The 19,285-nt window shown below is 40.0% G+C and carries 17 protein-coding genes; 14 read left to right on the top strand and 3 right to left on the bottom strand.

The window, feature by feature from the left end:
* Positions 1–192 precede the first annotated feature (192 nt).
* The 4 genes from pyrR to carB all read left to right on the top strand — a co-directional run bounded on the left by pyrR (position 193) and on the right by carB (position 6,162).
* Positions 193–714 carry a bifunctional pyr operon transcriptional regulator/uracil phosphoribosyltransferase PyrR gene (gene pyrR, locus OCF95_RS01275; RefSeq protein ID WP_000644747.1) on the top strand — a complete coding sequence of 174 codons (522 nt, stop codon included), beginning with the start codon at positions 193–195 and terminating at the stop codon, positions 712–714.
* 18 nt (positions 715–732) lie between these two features.
* Positions 733–1,656: an aspartate carbamoyltransferase catalytic subunit gene (locus tag OCF95_RS01270; RefSeq protein ID WP_000115770.1), complete on the top strand. Its 924-nt coding sequence runs from the start codon at positions 733–735 to the stop codon at positions 1,654–1,656.
* A gap of 49 nt (positions 1,657–1,705) precedes the next feature.
* The gene (locus OCF95_RS01265; RefSeq protein WP_000166853.1) at positions 1,706–2,785 is read left to right on the top strand and encodes a carbamoyl phosphate synthase small subunit; all 1,080 of its coding nucleotides are present in this window, start codon (positions 1,706–1,708) and stop codon (positions 2,783–2,785) included.
* A 200-nt stretch (positions 2,786–2,985) separates the two neighbouring features.
* Entirely contained in the window at positions 2,986–6,162 is a 3,177-nt protein-coding gene (gene carB, locus OCF95_RS01260; RefSeq protein ID WP_261104672.1) for a carbamoyl-phosphate synthase large subunit, read from the top strand.
* A 69-nt stretch (positions 6,163–6,231) separates the two neighbouring features.
* Here carB and OCF95_RS01255 read toward each other — a convergent pair whose 3' ends face one another.
* The 3 genes from OCF95_RS01255 to tacF are packed head-to-tail and all read right to left on the bottom strand — an operon-like array spanning position 6,232 to position 9,343.
* Positions 6,232–7,041: a LicD family protein gene (locus OCF95_RS01255; protein ID WP_020902789.1), complete on the bottom strand. Its 810-nt coding sequence runs from the start codon at positions 7,039–7,041 to the stop codon at positions 6,232–6,234.
* A 1-nt stretch (position 7,042) separates the two neighbouring features.
* Positions 7,043–7,846 (bottom strand): LicD family protein, encoded by an 804-nt coding sequence (locus tag OCF95_RS01250; RefSeq protein ID WP_261104669.1) that lies wholly within the window; start codon positions 7,844–7,846, stop codon positions 7,043–7,045.
* A gap of 9 nt (positions 7,847–7,855) precedes the next feature.
* Positions 7,856–9,343 (bottom strand): type IV teichoic acid flippase TacF, encoded by a 1,488-nt coding sequence (tacF, locus tag OCF95_RS01245; protein WP_261104668.1) that lies wholly within the window; start codon positions 9,341–9,343, stop codon positions 7,856–7,858.
* Between the two features lie 440 nt (positions 9,344–9,783).
* On the opposite strand from tacF, the gene OCF95_RS01240 reads away from it, so the two are divergent.
* The 10 genes from OCF95_RS01240 (at position 9,784) to OCF95_RS01195 (ending at position 19,155) form a co-directional block, all read left to right on the top strand.
* Entirely contained in the window at positions 9,784–10,491 is a 708-nt protein-coding gene (locus OCF95_RS01240) for an IspD/TarI family cytidylyltransferase (protein WP_000638489.1), read from the top strand.
* A 4-nt stretch (positions 10,492–10,495) separates the two neighbouring features.
* The gene (locus OCF95_RS01235) at positions 10,496–11,518 is read left to right on the top strand and encodes a ribitol-5-phosphate dehydrogenase (RefSeq protein WP_261104667.1); all 1,023 of its coding nucleotides are present in this window, start codon (positions 10,496–10,498) and stop codon (positions 11,516–11,518) included.
* 16 nt (positions 11,519–11,534) lie between these two features.
* Entirely contained in the window at positions 11,535–12,404 is an 870-nt protein-coding gene (locus OCF95_RS01230) for a phosphotransferase family protein (protein WP_261104666.1), read from the top strand.
* Positions 12,394–13,272, top strand: a complete 879-nt coding sequence (locus tag OCF95_RS01225) for a DMT family transporter (protein ID WP_000791828.1) — start codon at positions 12,394–12,396, stop codon at positions 13,270–13,272. Before OCF95_RS01230 ends, OCF95_RS01225 begins: the two co-directional genes overlap by 11 nt.
* 11 nt (positions 13,273–13,283) lie before the next feature.
* The gene (locus OCF95_RS01220; protein ID WP_000643977.1) at positions 13,284–13,973 is read left to right on the top strand and encodes a sugar phosphate nucleotidyltransferase; all 690 of its coding nucleotides are present in this window, start codon (positions 13,284–13,286) and stop codon (positions 13,971–13,973) included.
* A gap of 87 nt (positions 13,974–14,060) precedes the next feature.
* Positions 14,061–14,909: a DNA-processing protein DprA gene (gene dprA, locus OCF95_RS01215; RefSeq protein ID WP_261016867.1), complete on the top strand. Its 849-nt coding sequence runs from the start codon at positions 14,061–14,063 to the stop codon at positions 14,907–14,909.
* 268 nt (positions 14,910–15,177) lie between these two features.
* Positions 15,178–17,265: a type I DNA topoisomerase gene (topA, locus tag OCF95_RS01210; protein ID WP_261104662.1), complete on the top strand. Its 2,088-nt coding sequence runs from the start codon at positions 15,178–15,180 to the stop codon at positions 17,263–17,265.
* 105 nt (positions 17,266–17,370) lie between these two features.
* Positions 17,371–17,730, top strand: coding sequence for a YbaN family protein (locus tag OCF95_RS01205; protein ID WP_001237214.1), 360 nt, complete (start codon positions 17,371–17,373; stop codon positions 17,728–17,730).
* A gap of 92 nt (positions 17,731–17,822) precedes the next feature.
* Complete coding sequence (locus OCF95_RS01200) at positions 17,823–18,455, top strand: copper homeostasis protein CutC (protein WP_261052291.1); 633 nt, start codon at positions 17,823–17,825, stop codon at positions 18,453–18,455.
* A 43-nt stretch (positions 18,456–18,498) separates the two neighbouring features.
* Positions 18,499–19,155: an MmcQ/YjbR family DNA-binding protein gene (locus OCF95_RS01195; protein WP_261050732.1), complete on the top strand. Its 657-nt coding sequence runs from the start codon at positions 18,499–18,501 to the stop codon at positions 19,153–19,155.
* The last annotated feature ends 130 nt before the right edge of the window (positions 19,156–19,285 follow it).

The raw sequence follows: 19,285 nt of genomic DNA, 5'->3' as shown, positions 1-19,285 counted from the left end.
TTTGCTTGATTTTAAGCATGCTTTGTGCTATAGTATTTGATAACTAAATATTCCTTTAAACCTGTCCCGTGAGGCAGGCAAGGAGAACGATTAAGTAGTAGGGTGAAGTCTATACTGTTTGCAGTAGGGCTCGCTTGGCTATACATTTCAAGTCTCCTTGCTTAAGGAGACTTTTCTTTTTGGAGGTTTGTCATGAAGGCAAAAGAAGTTGTAGACGAATTGACCGTCAAACGAGCGATTACGCGTATTACTTATGAGATTATCGAACGCAACAAAGATTTGAATAAAATCGTCTTGGCTGGTATTAAAACTCGTGGTGTCTTTATCGCCCACCGAATCCAAGAACGTTTGGAACAGCTAGAAAATCTTTCAGTTCCTGTTGTGGAATTGGATACTAAACCTTTCCGTGATGATGTTAAAAGTGGAGAAGATACTTCTTTGGTTTCTGTCGATGTGACAGACCGCGAAGTTATCTTGGTGGATGATGTGCTCTATACAGGTCGTACCATCCGTGCTGCTATTGATAATATTGTAGGTCATGGTCGTCCTGCGCGCGTGAGTTTAGCAGTTCTAGTCGATCGTGGACATAGAGAATTGCCAATCCGTCCAGATTACGTTGGAAAAAACATACCAACTAGTCGTTCTGAAGAAATCATCGTAGAGATGGCAGAACTTGATGGCCAAGATAGAGTTCTGATTACTGAAGAAGCTTAGAAAGCTAAAGGAGTAGCCATGTCAGTAAATCAACAAGCATTAAACCATGTGGTGTCCATGGAAGACCTCACTGTCGATCAAGTGATGAAATTGATCAAGCGAGGAATTGAGTTTAAAAATGGAGCTCAGCTTCCCTATGAGGACCATCCGATTGTTTCCAATCTTTTCTTTGAGGATTCTACACGAACGCATAAGTCCTTTGAAGTGGCAGAGATTAAACTGGGATTGGAGCGACTTGACTTTGATGTGAAGACTAGTTCAGTCAATAAGGGTGAGACACTTTATGATACCATTTTGACTCTGTCTGCTTTAGGAGTGGATGTCTGTGTGATTCGCCACCCTGAGGTTGACTACTACAGAGAGTTAATTGCAAGTCCGACGATTACGACTTCCATCATCAATGGTGGAGATGGTTCGGGTCAACACCCTAGCCAGAGCTTGCTTGATTTGATGACTATTTATGAGGAATTTGGTCACTTTGAGGGTCTCAAGGTTGCGATTGCAGGTGACTTGGACCACTCACGCGTTGCTAAATCCAATATGCAGATTTTGAAACGCTTGGGAGCTGAACTTTATTTTGCTGGACCTGAGGAATGGAGAAGTCAAGAGTTTGCAGATTATGGACAGTTTGTAACCATTGATGAAATCATTGATCAGGTGGATGTCATGATGTTTCTCCGTGTGCAACATGAACGCCATGATAGTGGAGCTGTCTTTTCAAAAGAAGACTACCATGCCCAACATGGCTTGACTCAAGAACGTTATGACCGTTTGAAAGAAACAGCAATCCTTATGCACCCAGCCCCAGTCAACCGTGATGTAGAAATCGCAGACCACTTGGTTGAAGCACCAAAATCACGGATTGTCCAACAAATGACCAATGGTGTCTTTGTTCGAATGGCAATCTTAGAATCCGTACTGGCGAGTAGAAACGCCAACTAAAACACAAGACGTTAAAAGACGCCAGTGAGCGTCCACGAGAGGTGAAAATATGACAAAAAGACTTCTAGTATTAGAAGATGGCACAGTTTTTGAAGGCAAGGCCTTCGGAGCAGATATTGATGTAACAGGCGAAATCGTCTTTAATACAGGTATGACCGGCTACCAAGAATCCATTACAGACCAGTCTTATAATGGACAAATCTTGACCTTTACTTATCCTTTGGTGGGAAATTATGGAATTAATCGTGATGATTACGAATCCATCATTCCAACTTGTAAAGGAGTCGTTGTTTTTGAAGAAGCACGAAGAGCAAGCAACTGGCGCAACCAAATGACCTTGGATGAATTTTTGAAAGCCAAGAAAATTCCGGGTATTTCTGGAATTGATACGCGTGCACTTACCAAGATTATCCGTAAGCATGGTACGATGCGTGCAACCTTGACTCATGTTGGAGATAGTATGGACCATGTGACGGACCAGCTCCAAGCAACAGTTTTGCCGACAGATAATATCAAGCAGGTTTCTACTAAAACATCCTATCCAGCTCCAGGAGTTGGTTTGAGCGTGGTTCTAGTGGACTTTGGTCTTAAGCACTCAATTCTACGTGAACTTTCTAAACGCAACTGTAACGTGACAGTTGTTCCCTATTCGACAACGGCTGAAGAAATTCTCCATCTCAATCCTGACGGAGTTATGTTGTCAAACGGTCCAGGTAACCCAGAAGATGTTCCACAGGCACTGGATATGATTCGTGGTGTGCAAGGGAAAATTCCAATCTTTGGTATTTGTATGGGGCATCAACTCTTTGCAATGGCAAATGGTGCTAAGACCTACAAGATGAAATTTGGACACCGTGGATTCAACCATGCGGTACGCGAAATTGCTACAGGACGTGTGGATTTTACAAGTCAAAACCATGGTTATGCAGTTAGCCGTGAGGATTTGCCAGAACACTTGATTATCACCCACGAAGAAATCAATGACAAGTCAGTTGAAGGTGTGCGTCACAGATACCAACCTGCTTTCTCTGTTCAATACCACCCAGACGCAGCCCCTGGTCCACACGACGCAAGCTACCTATTCGACGAGTTTATCGAGATGATGGAAGCTTTTAAACAATCAAACTAAGAACGAGTAAAAGCTCGTCGGAGAATTTATTTAATGTCGCCCTGAGAGGCGACGAATAGAAAGGAGAAGATACATTGTTCGCGGAAGTGAACACGCCCTAAGAACTGTGTGAAAAAGATAAACATCGTCTTGACGCTGAAGGCGTCTGCACCGAGTTTCCTATTTTCACTGTGTTCTTTACGGGCTTTGTATCATAAACTATGCCTAAACGTACTGATATTCAAAAAATTATGGTGATTGGTTCTGGTCCGATTATTATTGGTCAGGCTGCTGAGTTTGACTACGCTGGGACCCAGGCTTGCTTGTCTTTGAAAGAGGAAGGTTATGAGGTTGTCTTGGTTAATTCAAATCCTGCAACTATCATGACGGACAAGGAAATAGCTGATAAGGTTTACATCGAACCGATTACACTTGAGTTTGTGACACGTATTCTTCGTAAGGAACGTCCAGATGCTTTGCTTCCAACCCTTGGTGGTCAGACAGGGCTCAACATGGCCATGGAATTGTCTAAAAATGGTATCCTGGATGAGCTTGGTGTTGAACTTCTGGGTACCAAATTATCTGCCATTGACCAAGCGGAGGACCGTGACCTCTTTAAACAATTGATGGAAGAGCTCAACCAACCCATTCCAGAATCTGAAATTGTTAACACAGTAGAAGAAGCAGTTGCATTTGCAGCGACAATTGGATACCCAGTCATCGTCCGTCCAGCCTTTACCCTTGGTGGTACTGGTGGTGGTATGTGTGCCAACGAGGAAGAATTGCGTGAAATCGCTGAAAATGGGTTGAAATTATCACCTGTTACCCAATGTTTGATTGAACGTTCAATCGCAGGTTTCAAGGAAATCGAATACGAAGTGATGCGTGACTCAGCTGACAATGCTTTGGTTGTTTGTAACATGGAAAACTTTGACCCAGTCGGGATTCACACAGGAGATTCCATTGTATTTGCCCCAGCTCAGACTATGTCAGACTATGAAAACCAAATGCTTCGTGACGCAAGCTTGAGCATTATTCGTGCCCTTAAGATTGAAGGCGGATGTAACGTTCAGCTGGCCCTTGATCCACACAGCTTCAAGTACTATGTCATCGAAGTAAACCCTCGTGTATCGCGTTCGTCAGCCCTTGCTTCTAAGGCGACAGGATATCCGATTGCTAAGTTGGCTGCTAAGATTGCAGTAGGTTTGACCTTGGATGAGGTGATCAACCCAGTTACAGGTTCAACCTATGCCATGTTTGAACCAGCCCTTGACTACGTTGTTGCCAAGATTCCCCGTTTCCCATTTGACAAGTTTGAAAAGGGTGAGCGCCGTCTTGGTACTCAAATGAAGGCGACTGGAGAAGTCATGGCGATTGGTCGTAACATCGAGGAATCTCTTCTTAAGGCTTGCCGCTCCCTTGAAATTGGAGTGCACCACAATGAAATGCCTGAGCTTGCATCGGTTTCAGATGATGCCTTGATTGAAAAAGTTGTCAAAGCCCAAGATGACCGTCTCTTCTACGTATCAGAAGCCATTCGCCGTGGCTACACACCCGAAGAAATTGCAGAGCTTACAAAAATCGATATCTTTTATCTCGATAAACTCCTACATATCTTTGAAATTGAGCAGGAGTTGGGTGCTCATCCACAAGATCTTGAAGTTTTGAAAACTGCTAAATTGAATGGATTTTCAGACCGTAAGATTGCTGAACTATGGGAAACGACAGCTGACCAAGTTCGCCAGCTTCGTTTGGAAAACAAGATTGTTCCAGTTTATAAGATGGTAGATACTTGTGCGGCAGAATTTGACTCTGAAACACCATACTTCTATTCAACCTATGGTTGGGAAAACGAGTCTATCAAGTCTGATAAGGAATCCGTTCTAGTTCTAGGTTCTGGTCCAATCCGTATCGGTCAAGGGGTCGAGTTTGACTACGCAACTGTTCATTCAGTTAAGGCTATTCAGGCGGCTGGCTATGAAGCCATCATCATGAATTCAAACCCAGAGACCGTTTCTACAGACTTCTCTGTATCAGATAAGCTTTACTTTGAGCCATTGACATTTGAAGATGTTATGAACGTCATTGACTTGGAGCAACCAAAAGGTGTTATTGTTCAGTTCGGTGGTCAAACAGCTATCAACCTAGCTGAGCCATTGGCTAAAGCAGGTGTGACTATTCTTGGTACGCAAGTAGCTGACCTAGACCGTGCGGAAGACCGTGACCTCTTCGAGCAAGCCCTCAAAGATTTGGATATTCCACAGCCACCAGGACAAACGGCTACCAATGAAGAAGAAGCAGTTCTTGCAGCTCGCAAGATTGGCTTCCCAGTTCTTGTCCGCCCATCTTATGTACTTGGTGGACGTGCCATGGAAATCGTTGAAAACGAAGAAGACCTTCGTTCTTACATGCGAACTGCTGTTAAGGCTAGTCCAGACCACCCAGTTCTTGTCGACTCTTATATCGTTGGGCAAGAGTGCGAAGTTGATGCCATTTCAGACGGAGAAAATGTCCTTATCCCTGGTATCATGGAGCATATCGAACGTGCAGGAGTTCACTCAGGTGACTCAATGGCCGTATACCCTCCACAAACCTTGTCGCAAAAGGTGCAAGAAACAATCGCAGACTATACTAAACGCCTAGCAATCGGTCTTAACTGTCTTGGAATGATGAACATTCAGTTTGTCATCAAGGATGAAAAAGTCTACGTTATTGAGGTCAATCCACGTGCCAGCCGTACGGTACCTTTCCTTTCAAAAGTAACTAATATTCCTATGGCTCAGGTAGCTACTAAGCTCATTCTTGGTCAAAAACTTGAAGAACTTGGTTACGAAGATGGACTTTACCCTGAAAGCACCCGCGTTCATATCAAGGCACCTGTCTTCTCCTTCACAAAACTAGCTAAGGTAGACAGTTTGCTCGGTCCTGAAATGAAGTCAACAGGTGAAGTTATGGGTTCTGATACGACTTTGGAAAAAGCTCTCTATAAAGCCTTTGAAGCTTCTTACCTGCATTTGCCAACTTTTGGTAACGTTGTATTTACCATCGCTGATGATGCCAAAGAAGAAGCCTTGGACTTGGCTTGTCGTTTCCAAAATATTGGCTATGGAATCCTCGCGACAGAAGGGACAGCAGCCTTCTTTGCCAGTCATGGATTGCAAGCCCAACCTGTTGGTAAGATTGGTGATGATGATCAGGATATCCCAAGCTTTGTTCGCAAAGGGAAAATCCAAGCAATTATCAATACTGTCGGAACCAAACGAACTGCTGACGAAGATGGAGAGCAAATTCGCCGTTCAGCTATTGAACACGGAGTGCCCCTCTTCACAGCCCTAGATACAGCTAACGCCATGCTCAAAGTATTGGAAAGCCGTAGTTTTGTCACAGAAGCGATTTAAATAGAAAAAAGAGAAGGTATAACGATCTTCTCTTTTTTGTTATATTTTTTCTTGTAAACTACTGCTTAATCAGCTTTTGCGATAAGCTTTAATGCTATGACTATACCATTCTTGCATTTCCTTTGATGGTGGTGTCATATAATCCCCGTACATCTGGGTTAAAAATTGATCATATTTTTTAGGGACGGGCAACATACGGCCTTCAAACTCAGTTAAGATGAGTTCTTTAAAGGTATCAACTGGGAAGACTTCTTTCATTCCTTCTTTACCAATACCAATTCCTCCCTCATATTGAGGAGTGTTAGTTGCAGCATTTTTGACTAGCTGATCAATTTTCTTGTAAAAGTAACGGGGATTGACAAATCGGAGGGCGTACCAGCTACATAATCTTAGAAAATCTTTTAACTTGCTGTCACCGTGAACTGCGCGTGATTTTTTGATATAAGCTAGTTGACGAAGGGCTACATACTTATAACTCTTGTCGACAATGCTCAAATCTGTAAAGCGATCAATTGGGAAGACATCGATAAAGAGACTGGTGTCATGACGCTTGTACTTAACATGGTCTTCGATAACAGTAGAAGTATCCAAAATCGATGCGAAATTATGGAAGTACCAAGAAGAAGTGTCGTAGGATAGAACCTTATAACGTGGATGGTCTTCTTCCTTAATAATTTTCAATAAGCGCTCATAATCTTCACGATAAAGGGAAATATCGATATCATCGTCCCAGGGAATCATACCTTTGTGGCGGATAGCTCCAAGCATGGTTCCATAACTGAGAAAATAAGGAATATCATGTTTCTTACAAGTCTCATCAATATAGTCTAGCAGGGCTAGTTGAATTTCTTTAATTTCTTCTTTTTCTAAATACTGCATCCTAATCCTCCAATTTGTAAGCGTGAAATTCATGACTGTAGAAGCGTTTTTCTTCTGGTGGTAGGGTCATATAATCTCCATAAAATTGCGTCAAAATAGTATCAAATTTTTCAGGTGCTGGAAGGTTTAAATTTTCAAAGGGTAAATCAATTGTTTTATCAAAGGTACCACTTGGGAATACTTCTTTTTCCTTAAATTTAGAAGGGATAAAAGCCATATACTGTCCATTCTCACGACTATATTTTTGAATTTCTTTCTCGATTTTATGTGCAAAATAACGAGGAGAAACAGGTCGAAGGAGCAACCAAAAGGCTGTTCGTATCCAATCTTTTAAAAGGCTATCCTTATAGACAATATTTTTATGTTTACTGAAAGACAGAAGTTTGAAGCTTTCCAGCTTATAACAAATATCAATGACCTTAGGGTCATCAAAGCGATCCATGGGGAAAATGTCGATAAAAACACCTGACTCATAGGTTTTTGTATTCCGAGTATCAATAATTTTAGTTGTACTGTCAGTTATTTTGATAAAGTTGTTAAAGTAGTTTTTATCTGTTTCTAAGGATAAAAGTTTGTATTTACTTTCTTCCTTTTGAAAAATGTTTATAAATCGTTGGTAATCTTCTCTAGGCATGGACAAATCAATATCGTCGTCCCAAGGGATAAAGCCTTGATGTCGAACCGCCCCAATCAGAGTACCGTAGTTAATAATATAGTTGATATTGTGCTTTTTACAGAGAGTATCAATATAATCCAAAATTTCTAATTCAATTTGTTTGGCATCTTCAATGGTTAGTTGTTTCATTTTAAACTCCTATGATCTTTTGAATTTATTTTTTAAGGCTAGGACATGGTTTAAAAATTCATAGAAAATGCTATCTTTGGTGAAGGCAAGTAGACCAATATAAGAGATGGCTGATAGCAAGACAATCAAACCAGTATTAATCAAAAATGGCAAATTAATGACCATATCCACAGGATACAAGAAATTAATCAGGAAATAAATTCCTACAAAGGAAAGTGAAAAGAGAGAGTATCGAACAGTGTAATTAAAGATATGTCCCAAGTGAATAAGCTGTTTTCTATGGATGAAAATGATATAGAAAACAAGTAGAGAGGCCTCTGATAGCATAGTTGTCAGTAAATAGTATTCAGGAGTTACGATATTGTTGAAAAAGAGGAGACTGTTTAAGCCCAAATTGAGTAGCCCAGCAAAGACTGTATAGACTGTGATACGTTTTTCATAGCCATTGGTAAAGAGAATTTGGGAACCAAGAATGGTATCTAGTGCTAGGATAATCGTACGAAAAGCGAAGAGAGAGGTCAAGATACCACCTCCGATATATTTTTCACTACCGTAAAGTAGGATGGCATTTGGTCCTAAAACCATGAGTCCGAAACTGAGTGGAATGATAAAGAAGTTAAAGATTCGACTACCTCTATTAACCAGAGAAACATAGGCTTCTTTGTCTCCTTTCCCCAGATAGTAACTGAGACGAGGCACACTCACTCCAATTGCACCTGTTACAACCCCAGCTATAACGGTCACAATTCGCTGAGCTATGGTATAGTAACTAACGTTAACATCAATCCCTGTTTTAACGAGGAAGAGACGATCCAAAAATGTGAAGAGCATATTGGCATTTGCAAAGACCAACATGGCTGTTAGAGGGAGAAAGAGCGGTTTAAAATCACTTATGTGAATCTTAACAAGCTTAATGTCTCTTTTAATCCAAAAATAACTAATCAGATAGTTAATCAGCGTCGATAAACTCATCACAAGTGTATAGACAACAATATCGTGTTCATTTTTGACAAATAGGAAAATAGAGACCAGCATCAGGATACGGATGAAGGCAGTCTTGTAAAAAAGAAAACTGTAATTTTCCAGAGCTTCATTGACCCATTCGATTGAAAAAATCTGGGCAATGAGTTGAATCCCCATAACAAGGTAGACTTTTTTGATGATTGGATTATCAGTAAAGAAGAGAGGATAGGCTAGGATATAGACAGCAGTGGTCAAAATTGTACAAGCTATGCACAAATAAAAAAGACTGGAGAAGGTTCTATTCAGATCTTTTTTGTTATCCTTGACATTACTGATGGCCCGTAAACCGTAGTTATAGACTCCATATGTTGCAAAGGGCAAGAAAAATGACAAAATAGTGTCAACTGAGTTGAAGTAACCATAGTCAGTTCGGTCCAAGACACGCGCGACGTAGGTACCAGTTAAGATGGGAAAAATAATATTCAAGACACGAATTCCCATGTAGGATAGAGCATTTAATTTTATACTTTTCATTCAATTTACCTCGTTTTTCATTATATCATAAAGTCAGCTAATAAGAAATGAAGGGCAGTAATACTCTTCGAAAATCAAATTCAAACCACGTCAGCGTCGCCTTACCGTACTCAAGTACAGCTTACGGCTAGCTTCCTAGTTTGCTTTTTGATTTTCATTGAGTATAAGTCAAGTAATCACTTTGAAGTTTCAAAGCTTAATTTTAAGCTTTCTTTAAGAAAACTATATTATTCTGAAGAACTCTAAAATTTCACAGCCATTTATTAGTAATGACTACAGAATTCCTAGTCACTACTAGAAATGGACCAGTTTCTTTGAATAATGGAACTGCTTAATCCTCCTATTCTAGAACGGGATGACTAGTATTTCTTTTATGATAGGACTAGATTGTGGTATAATAGAGAGAATAAGTTTTTTTAGTAAGACAAAGGAGAAAAAAGATGATTTATGCAGGAATTCTTGCTGGTGGAACTGGCACACGTATGGGAATCAGTAACTTGCCAAAACAATTTTTAGAGCTAGGTGATCGACCTATCTTGATTCATACAATTGAAAAATTTGTCTTGGAACCAAGTATTGAAAAAATTGTAGTTGGGGTTCATGGAGACTGGGTTTCTCATGCAGAAGATCTTGTAGATAAATATCTTCCTCTTCATAAGGATCGTATCATCATTACAAAGGGTGGTGCTGACCGCAATACAAGTATTGAGAAAATCATTGAAGCCATTGATGCTTATCGTCCGCTTACTCCAGAGGATATCGTTGTTACCCACGATTCTGTTCGTCCATTTATTACACTTCGCATGATTCAAGACAATATCCAACTTGCCCAAAATCATGACGCAGTGGACACAGTGGTAGAAGCGGTTGATACCATCGTTGAAAGCACTAATGGTCAATTTATTACAGATATTCCAAATCGTGCTCACCTCTATCAAGGACAAACACCTCAAACATTCCGTTGCAAGGACTTCATGGACCTTTATGGCTCTCTCTCTGCTGAAGAGAAGGAAATCTTGACAGATGCATGTAAGATCTTTGTAATCAAAGGAAAAGATGTGGCCTTGGCTAAGGGTGAATATTCAAATCTAAAAATCACAACAGTGACAGATTTGAAAATTGCAAAAAGTATGATTGAGAAAGACTAGTGAAATGATTAATCAAATTTATCAACTAACAAAGCCTAAGTTTATCAACGTCAGATACCAGGAAGAGTCTATTGATCAAGAGAATCATATCCTCATCCGCCCCAATTATATGGCTGTCTGTCATGCGGATCAGCGTTACTATCAAGGAAAACGTGACCCAAAGATTTTGAATAAAAAGCTTCCAATGGCAATGATTCACGAGTCATGTGGAACGGTTATTGCTGACCCGACGGGAACCTATGAGGTTGGGCAAAAAGTTGTCATGATTCCAAATCAGCCTCCTATGCAGAGTGATGAAGAATTCTATGAAAACTACATGACAGGGACTCATTTCTTGTCTAGTGGATTTGATGGCTTTATGAGAGAATTTGTTTCTCTTCCTAAAGATCGTGTGGTGGCTTACGATGCTATCGAAGATACGGTTGCAGCCATTACAGAGTTTGTTAGTGTCGGCATGCATGCTATGAATCGTCTATTGACTCTTGCTCATAGCAAGCGGGACCGAATCGCCGTTATCGGAGATGGAAGTTTAGCTTTTGTGGTTGCCAATATTATCAACTATACTTTGCCAGAAGCAGAGATTGTGGTTATTGGTCGTCATTGGGAAAAGTTGGAACTCTTCTCTTTTGCCAAAGAATGCTATATTACTGACAATATTCCTGAAGATTTGACCTTTGATCATGCTTTTGAGTGTTGTGGTGGTGATGGTACTGGACCAGCTATAAATGATTTGATTCGCTACATTCGTCCTCAGGGAACGATTCTCATGATGGGTGTTAGCGAGTATAAAGTCAATCTCAATACACGCGATGCCTTAGAAAAGGGCTTGCTCTTGGTTGGTTCCTCTCGTTCTGGTCGCATTGATTTTGAAAATGCCATCCAAATGATGGAAGTCAAGAAATTTGCCAATCGTCTTAAAAATATCCTTTATCTAGAAGAACCTGTAAGAGAAATTAAAGATATTCACCGTGTCTTTGCAACCGATTTAAACACAGCCTTTAAAACAGTGTTTAAGTGGGAAGTATAAGTGCTGGAGGTTAATTGTGGAGAAAATCATTAAAGAAAAAATGTCATCCCTACTTAGTCAAGAAGAGGAAGTCCTCAGTGTTGAACAACTGGGGGGAATGACCAATCAAAACTATTTGGTCAAAACAACAAATAAGCAATACATTGTTAAATTCTTTGGTAAAGGGACAGAAAAGCTGATCAATCGTCAAGATGAAAAGTACAATCTTGAACTACTAAAGTATTTAGACTTAGATGTAAGAAATTACCTTTTTGATATTGAAGCTGGTATCAAAGTAAATGAGTATATCGAATCTGCGATTACGCTTGATTCAACGTCAATCAAGACCAAATTTGATAAAATTGCTCCAATTTTACAAACCATTCATGCTTCTGGCAAGGAATTAAGAGGAGAATTTGCTCCTTTTGAAGAAATCAAAAAATACGAATCTTTGATTGAGGAAAAAATCCCTTATGCCAACTATGAAGCAGTTAGAGAAGAAGTCTTCTCCTTAGAGAAAAGACTTGCTGACTTAGGTGTTGACAGAAAATCTTGTCATATCGATTTGGTGCCTGAAAACTTTATCGAATCACCTCAAGGACGACTTTATCTGATTGACTGGGAATATTCATCAATGAACGATCCAATGTGGGATTTGGCTGCCCTCTTTTTAGAGTCTGAATTCACTCGTCAAGAGGAAGAAGCCTTCTTATCTCACTATGAGAGTGAGCAAACACCTGTCTCTCGTGAAAAGATTGCCATTTATAAAATTTTACAAGATACTATTTGGAGTCTATGGACTGTCTATAAGGAAGAGCAAGGCGCAGATTTTGGTGACTATGGTGTGAATCGTTACCAAAGAGCTGTTAAAGGTTTGTCATATTATGGAGGTTCAGATGAAAAATAAAAATGGAGTTTCTTTTGGTCTACTCTCAGGTATTTTCTGGGGTTTAGGTCTAACGATTAGTGCTTATATCTTTTCGATTTTTACAGATTTGTCGCCCTTTGTGGTGGCCGCTGCTCACGATTTCTTGAGTATCTTTATCTTACTAGCTTTTCTCTTGGTAAAAGAAGGAAAAGTTCGTCTTTCAATTTTCTTAAATATTCGCAATGTTAGTGTGATCATCGGAGCCTTGCTAGCAGGCCCTATTGGTATGCAGGCCAATCTTTATGCGGTTAAGTATATCGGAAGTTCCTTAGCTTCATCTGTATCGGCTATTTACCCTGCGATTTCGGTTTTATTGGCTTTCTTCTTTTTGAAGCACAAGATTTCAAAAAATACTGTATTTGGTATTGTCTTGATTATTGCAGGGATTATTGCTCAGACCTATAAGGTTGAACAGGTCAATTCCTTCTACATTGGGATTCTCTGTGCTTTGGTTTGTGCTATTGCATGGGGAAGTGAGAGTGTTCTTAGCTCTTTTGCCATGGAAAGTGAACTGAGTGAAATCGAAGCCCTCTTAATCCGTCAAGTGACTTCATTCTTGTCCTATCTTGTGATTGTGCTCTTTTCTCATCAGTCATTTGCAGAAGTGGCCAATGGACAATTACTAGGTCTTATGATTGTCTTTGCAGCCTTTGATATGATTTCCTACTTGGCTTATTATATCGCTATCAATCGCTTGCAACCAGCCAAGGCTACAGGCTTGAACGTGAGTTATGTAGTTTGGACTGTCTTGTTTGCAGTTGTTTTCTTGGGCGCACCGCTAGATATGCTGACAATTATTACGTCACTTGTCGTCATTGCTGGAGTTTATATTATTATTAAAGAATAAAGGAGATTCGTGTGAAAGCCATTATCTTAGCAGCGGGCTTGGGAACTCGCTTGCGTCCTATGACTGAAAATACCCCTAAAGCCTTGGTTCAGGTTAATCAAAAACCCTTGATTGAATACCAAATTGAGTTTTTAAAAGAAAAAGGAATCAATGAAATCATCATCATTGTTGGTTACCTTAAAGAACAATTCGATTACTTGAAAGAAAAATATGGTGTTCGCCTCGTCTTCAATGATAAATACGCTGACTACAATAACTTTTACTCTCTCTATCTTGTAAAAGAAGAATTGGCCAATAGCTATGTTATTGATGCCGATAATTATCTCTTTAAAAATATGTTCCGCAATGATTTGACTCGTTCGACTTATTTTAGTGTCTATCGTGAAGATTGTACCAACGAATGGTTCTTGGTCTATGGAGATGACTATAAGGTTCAAGACATTACTGTTGATAGCAAGGCTGGTCGTATCCTTAGTGGTGTATCCTTCTGGGACGCTCCAACTGCAGAAAAGATTGTCAGCTTTATCGACAAGGCTTATGCAAGTGGTGAATTTGTTGATCTCTACTGGGACAATATGGTTAAGGATAATATCAAAGAGCTGGATGTCTATGTTGAAGAATTAGAAGGCAATAGTATCTATGAAATCGATAGTGTCCAAGATTACCATAAATTAGAAGAAATTCTTAAAAACGAAAATTAAAGATTCCAACATCTGGCTAAAATAGTCGGATGTTTTTTTGATTTTTTACGAATAAATAGATGAGTAGAAAAAGAAATGGAGATATTTATGAAAATCACAAACTATGAAATCTATAAGTTAAAAAAATCAGGTTTGACCAATCAACAGATTTTGAATGTCCTAGAATACGGTGAAAATGTTGATCAAGAACTGTTGTTAGGTGATATTGCAGATATATCAGGTTGCCGAAATCCAGCCGTTTTTATGGAACGTTATTTTCAGATAGACGATTCGCATTTGGAGAAAGAATTTCAAAAATTTCCATCTTTTTCTATTTTAGATGACTGTTACCCTTGGGATTTGAGTGAAATATACGATGCGCCTGTACTTTTATTTTACAAGGGAAATCTTGATCTCTTGAAATTTCCTAAGGTAGCAGTCGTGGGCAGTCGTGCTTGTAGCAAACAGGGAGCTAAGTCAGTTGAAAAAGTCATTCAGGGCTTGGAAAATGAACTGGTTATCGTCAGTGGATTAGCCAAGGGCATTGACACAGCAGCCCATATGGCAGCTCTTCAGAATGGTGGAAAAACCATTGCAGTGATTGGAACAGGTTTGGATGTGTTTTATCCTAAAGCCAATAAACGTTTGCAAGACTACATCGGCAATGACCATCTGATTCTTAGTGAATATGGACTTGGTGAACAACCTCTAAAATTTCATTTTCCTGCCCGTAATCGCATCATTGCTGGACTTTGTCGAGGTGTGATTGTAGCAGAGGCTAAGATGCGCTCAGGTAGTCTCATTACCTGTGAGAGGGCAATGGAAGAAGGACGCGATGTTTTTGCTATTCCTGGAAGTATTTTAGATGGACTATCAGACGGTTGCCATCATTTGATTCAAGAAGGTGCAAAATTGGTTACAAGTGGGAAGGATGTTCTTGCGGAATTTGAATTTTAATACTCTTCGAAAATCTCTTCAAACCACGTCAGCATCACCTTGCCGTAGGTATGGTTACTGACTTCGTCAGTCTCATCTGCAACCTCAAAGCAGTGCTTTGATCAACCTGCGGTTAGTTTCCTAGTTTGCTCTTTGATTTTCATTGAGTATAAGAAGAAAGTCCGCTTACTAGATAAACTTTTCTTCTATTATAGTAGCTAAGTCTTGACAGGGTTCAAAAAATGGTTTACACTTTATAAAGTTTATTACTTTGAAAAGGTGTGATTCTGTGGCTACGGCAACAAAAAAGAAAAAATCAACAGTTAAAAAAAATTTAGTAATCGTGGAGTCGCCTGCTAAGGCTAAGACGATTGAAAAATATCTTGGCAGAAACTACAAGGTTTTAGCCAGTGTCGGCCATATCCGTGATTTGAAGAAATCCAGTATGTCAGTCGATATTGAAAATAATTATGAACCGCAATATATCAATATCCGAGGAAAAGGTCCTCTTATCAATGACTTGAAAAAAGAAGCCAAAAAAGCTAATAAAGTCTTTCTGGCGAGTGACCCGGACCGTGAAGGAGAAGCGATTTCTTGGCATTTGGCTCACATTCTCAACTTAGATGAAAATGATGCCAACCGTGTGGTCTTCAATGAAATCACCAAGGATGCGGTCAAAAATGCTTTTAAAGAACCTCGTAAGATTGATATGGACTTGGTCGATGCTCAACAGGCTCGTCGTGTCCTAGACCGCTTGGTGGGGTACTCGATTTCGCCTATTTTGTGGAAGAAGGTCAAGAAGGGCTTGTCAGCAGGTCGCGTCCAGTCTATTGCGCTCAAGTTAATCATTGATCGTGAGAATGAAATTAATGCCTTCCAACCAGAAGAATACTGGACAATTGATGCTGTCTTTAAAAAGGGAACCAAGCAATTTCAAGCTTCCTTCTATGGAGTGGATGGTAAAAAGATGAAACTGACTAGCAATGATGAGGTCAAGGAAGTCTTGTCTCGTCTGACTAGCAAAGATTTTTCAGTGGATCAGGTAGATAAGAAAGAGCGCAAACGCAATGCTCCATTACCCTATACCACTTCATCTATGCAGATGGATGCTGCCAATAAAATTAATTTCCGTACTCGAAAGACCATGATGGTTGCCCAACAGCTCTATGAAGGAATTAATATCGGTTCTGGTGTTCAAGGTTTGATTACCTATATGCGTACCGATTCGACTCGTATCAGTCCTGTAGCGCAAAATGAAGCAGCAAGTTTCATTACGGACCGTTTTGGTAGCAAGTATTCTAAGCATGGTAGCAAGGTCAAAAATGCTTCAGGAGCTCAAGATGCCCACGAGGCTATTCGTCCGTCTAGTGTCTTTAATACACCTGAAAGTATTGCTAAGTATCTGGACAAGGATCAGCTCAAGCTTTATACCCTTATTTGGAATCGTTTTGTGGCGAGTCAGATGACAGCTGCTGTCTTTGATACCATGGCTGTTAAATTGTCTCAAAATGGGGTTCAATTTGCTGCCAATGGTAGTCAGGTTAAGTTTGATGGTTATCTTGCTATTTATAATGATTCTGACAAGAATAAGATGTTACCGGATATGGCTGTTGGAGATGTGGTCAAGCAGATCAATAGCAAACCAGAGCAACATTTTACTCAACCACCTGCTCGCTATTCTGAAGCGACACTGATCAAGACCTTGGAGGAAAATGGGGTTGGACGTCCGTCAACCTACGCACCGACCATTGAAACTATTCAGAAACGTTATTATGTTCGTCTTGTAGCCAAACGTTTTGAACCGACAGAGTTGGGAGAAATTGTTAACAAGCTCATCGTTGAATATTTCCCAGATATCGTAAACGTGACCTTCACAGCTGAAATGGAAGGCAAGCTGGATGATGTCGAAGTCGGAAAAGAGCAGTGGCAACGTGTCATTGATTCCTTTTACAAACCTTTCTCTAAAGAGGTTGCCAAGGCTGAAGAAGAAATGGAGAAAATCCAAATCAAGGATGAATCAGCTGGATTTGACTGTGAAGTGTGTGGCAGTCCAATGGTCATTAAACTTGGTCGTTTTGGTAAGTTCTACGCTTGTAGCAATTTCCCAGATTGCCGTCATACGCAAGCAATCGTTAAAGAGATTGGTGTTGAGTGTCCAAGTTGTCATCAGGGACAAATCATTGAGCGTAAAACAAAACGTAACCGCCTCTTCTATGGTTGCAATCGCTATCCAGACTGTGAGTTTACCTCTTGGGACAAGCCTGTTGGTCGTGACTGTCCAAAATGTGGTAACTTCCTCATGGAGAAAAAAGTCCGTGGTGGTGGCAAGCAGGTTGTTTGTAGTAAAGGTGACTACGAGGAGGAAAAGATTAAATAAGAAGAGAGTCCTGAAAGTGAATTTCAGGCTCTTTCTGGTTGGAGCTTGACAAAATTCATCATTGTATGCGAAACTAGAAGAAGATTATTTTAACTAGGAGAAGTTATGCGTCTTATCTATCTAATTATTGGTTTCTTATCACTGGCCTTGGCTATTGTTGGGGTTGTCTTGCCCTTGTTGCCTACAACCCCTTTTCTTTTGTTGTCTATTGCTTGTTTCTCAAGAAGTTCCAAGCGCTTCGAAGACTGGCTTTATCATACCAAGCTCTATCAAGCATATGTGGCTGATTTTCGTGAGACCAAGTCCATTGCGCGTGAACGTAAGAAAAAAATCATCGTATCTATCTACATCTTGATGGGAATTTCCATTTATTTTGCCCCTCTCTTACCAGTCAAAATCGGTCTGGGAGCCTTGACCATCTTTATCACTTATTATCTCTTCAAGGTCATTCCAGATAAAGAATAGTTAAAATAGTAGTTATTTCCCTTGATAAAAACGAAAGTATATTCACAACAATATGATATAATAAATTTAAAGTAATACTCAAGGAGAATCAAATGATTTACGAATTTTGTGCTGAAAATGTGACCTTGCTTGAAAAAGCGATGCAGGCTGGAGCTCGTCGAATCGAACTCTGTGACAATCTAGCAGTTGGTGGAACAACGCCCAGCTATGGAGTGAACAAGGCAGCGGTTGAATTGGCAGCTAACTACGATACGACCATCATGACCATGATTCGTCCACGTGGTGGCGACTTTGTCTATAATGAACTAGAAATTGCAATTATGCTAGAAGACATTCGGTTGGCTGCTCAGGCTGGAAGTCAAGGAGTTGTATTTGGGGCTTTAACTGGTGAGAAGAAGTTGGATAAGCCTAATCTTGAAAAGTTAATTGCGGCATCAAAAGGGATGGAAATTGTCTTTCACATGGCCTTTGATGAATTGAGTGACGATGATCAACTGGAAGCTATTGACTGGCTTAGTCAAGCTGGAGTTACTCGTATCCTAACTCGTGCTGGTGTGTCTGGAGATTCACTAGAGAAACGTTTTGCTCACTATCACAGAATTTTGGAACATGCTAAAGGTAAAATTGAAATTCTACCAGGTGGGGGGATTGACTTGGACAACCGTCAAACCTTTATCGACCAGCTAGGTGTGATACAATTGCATGGAACCAAGGTTGTCTTTTAAAAAATAGAAAGGAACTGCTAGCTTTGGGTAGCAGTTTTCACTTATGTTTGAAATTTTTAAATCCTATCAGTTGAATCAAGAAAAGGCTTATGATTATGGTTTTGTAGAAAATGGTGGAGTCTGGACCTATAGTTGCCAGATTTTGCAAGGTGACTTTGTCATGACTGTGTCCGTAGTTGATGGAAACTTGAGCTTTCAAGTCTTTGATCAGGAAACAGGTGATCTCTATCCTCAAGTCCATATGGAAAGCATGACAGGAAGTTTTGTTGCAAGTGTCCGTGAGGCTTGTCTGGAGATTCTCTACCAGATTCGGAAGGCTTGTTTTGAGGTACAGGATTTTATCTGTCCTCAGACTAAGCGTATCATGGCTCAGATTCAGGAAAAGTATGGTAATCAGTTGGAGTATCTGTGGGAGAAATCGCCTGATACAGCAGTGTTAAGACACGAAGGAAATCAAAAGTGGTATGCCGTCTTGATGAAAATCTCTTGGGATAAGCTGGAAAAGGGCAGAGAAGGACAGGTGGAAGCAGTCAACCTCAAACATGACCAAGTAGCTGACTTACTTTCAAAAAACGGCATTTATCCAGCTTTTCATATGAATAAACGTTACTGGATTAGTGTGGCGCTTGATGATACTTTATCAGATGAAGAAGTACTGGAATTGATAGAAAGAAGCTGGAATTTAACCACTAAAAAATGAAACATTTCAAGGATTTTCAATTAGCAAAATATTCTCTACTGAAGAAATTTTCAGAAAATATTGGATTTTTTCTTGACAAGTACTTTTGCCTATGCTAAAATACTAAACAAGATATCAAACGAAGGAGAAA

The sequence above is a fragment of the Streptococcus mitis genome, from assembly GCF_946188615.1.
Taxonomy (GTDB): domain Bacteria; phylum Bacillota; class Bacilli; order Lactobacillales; family Streptococcaceae; genus Streptococcus; species Streptococcus mitis_BZ.
Note: the sequence above shows the minus strand (reverse complement) of the source record. Positions and strands in the feature narration are given on the sequence as shown.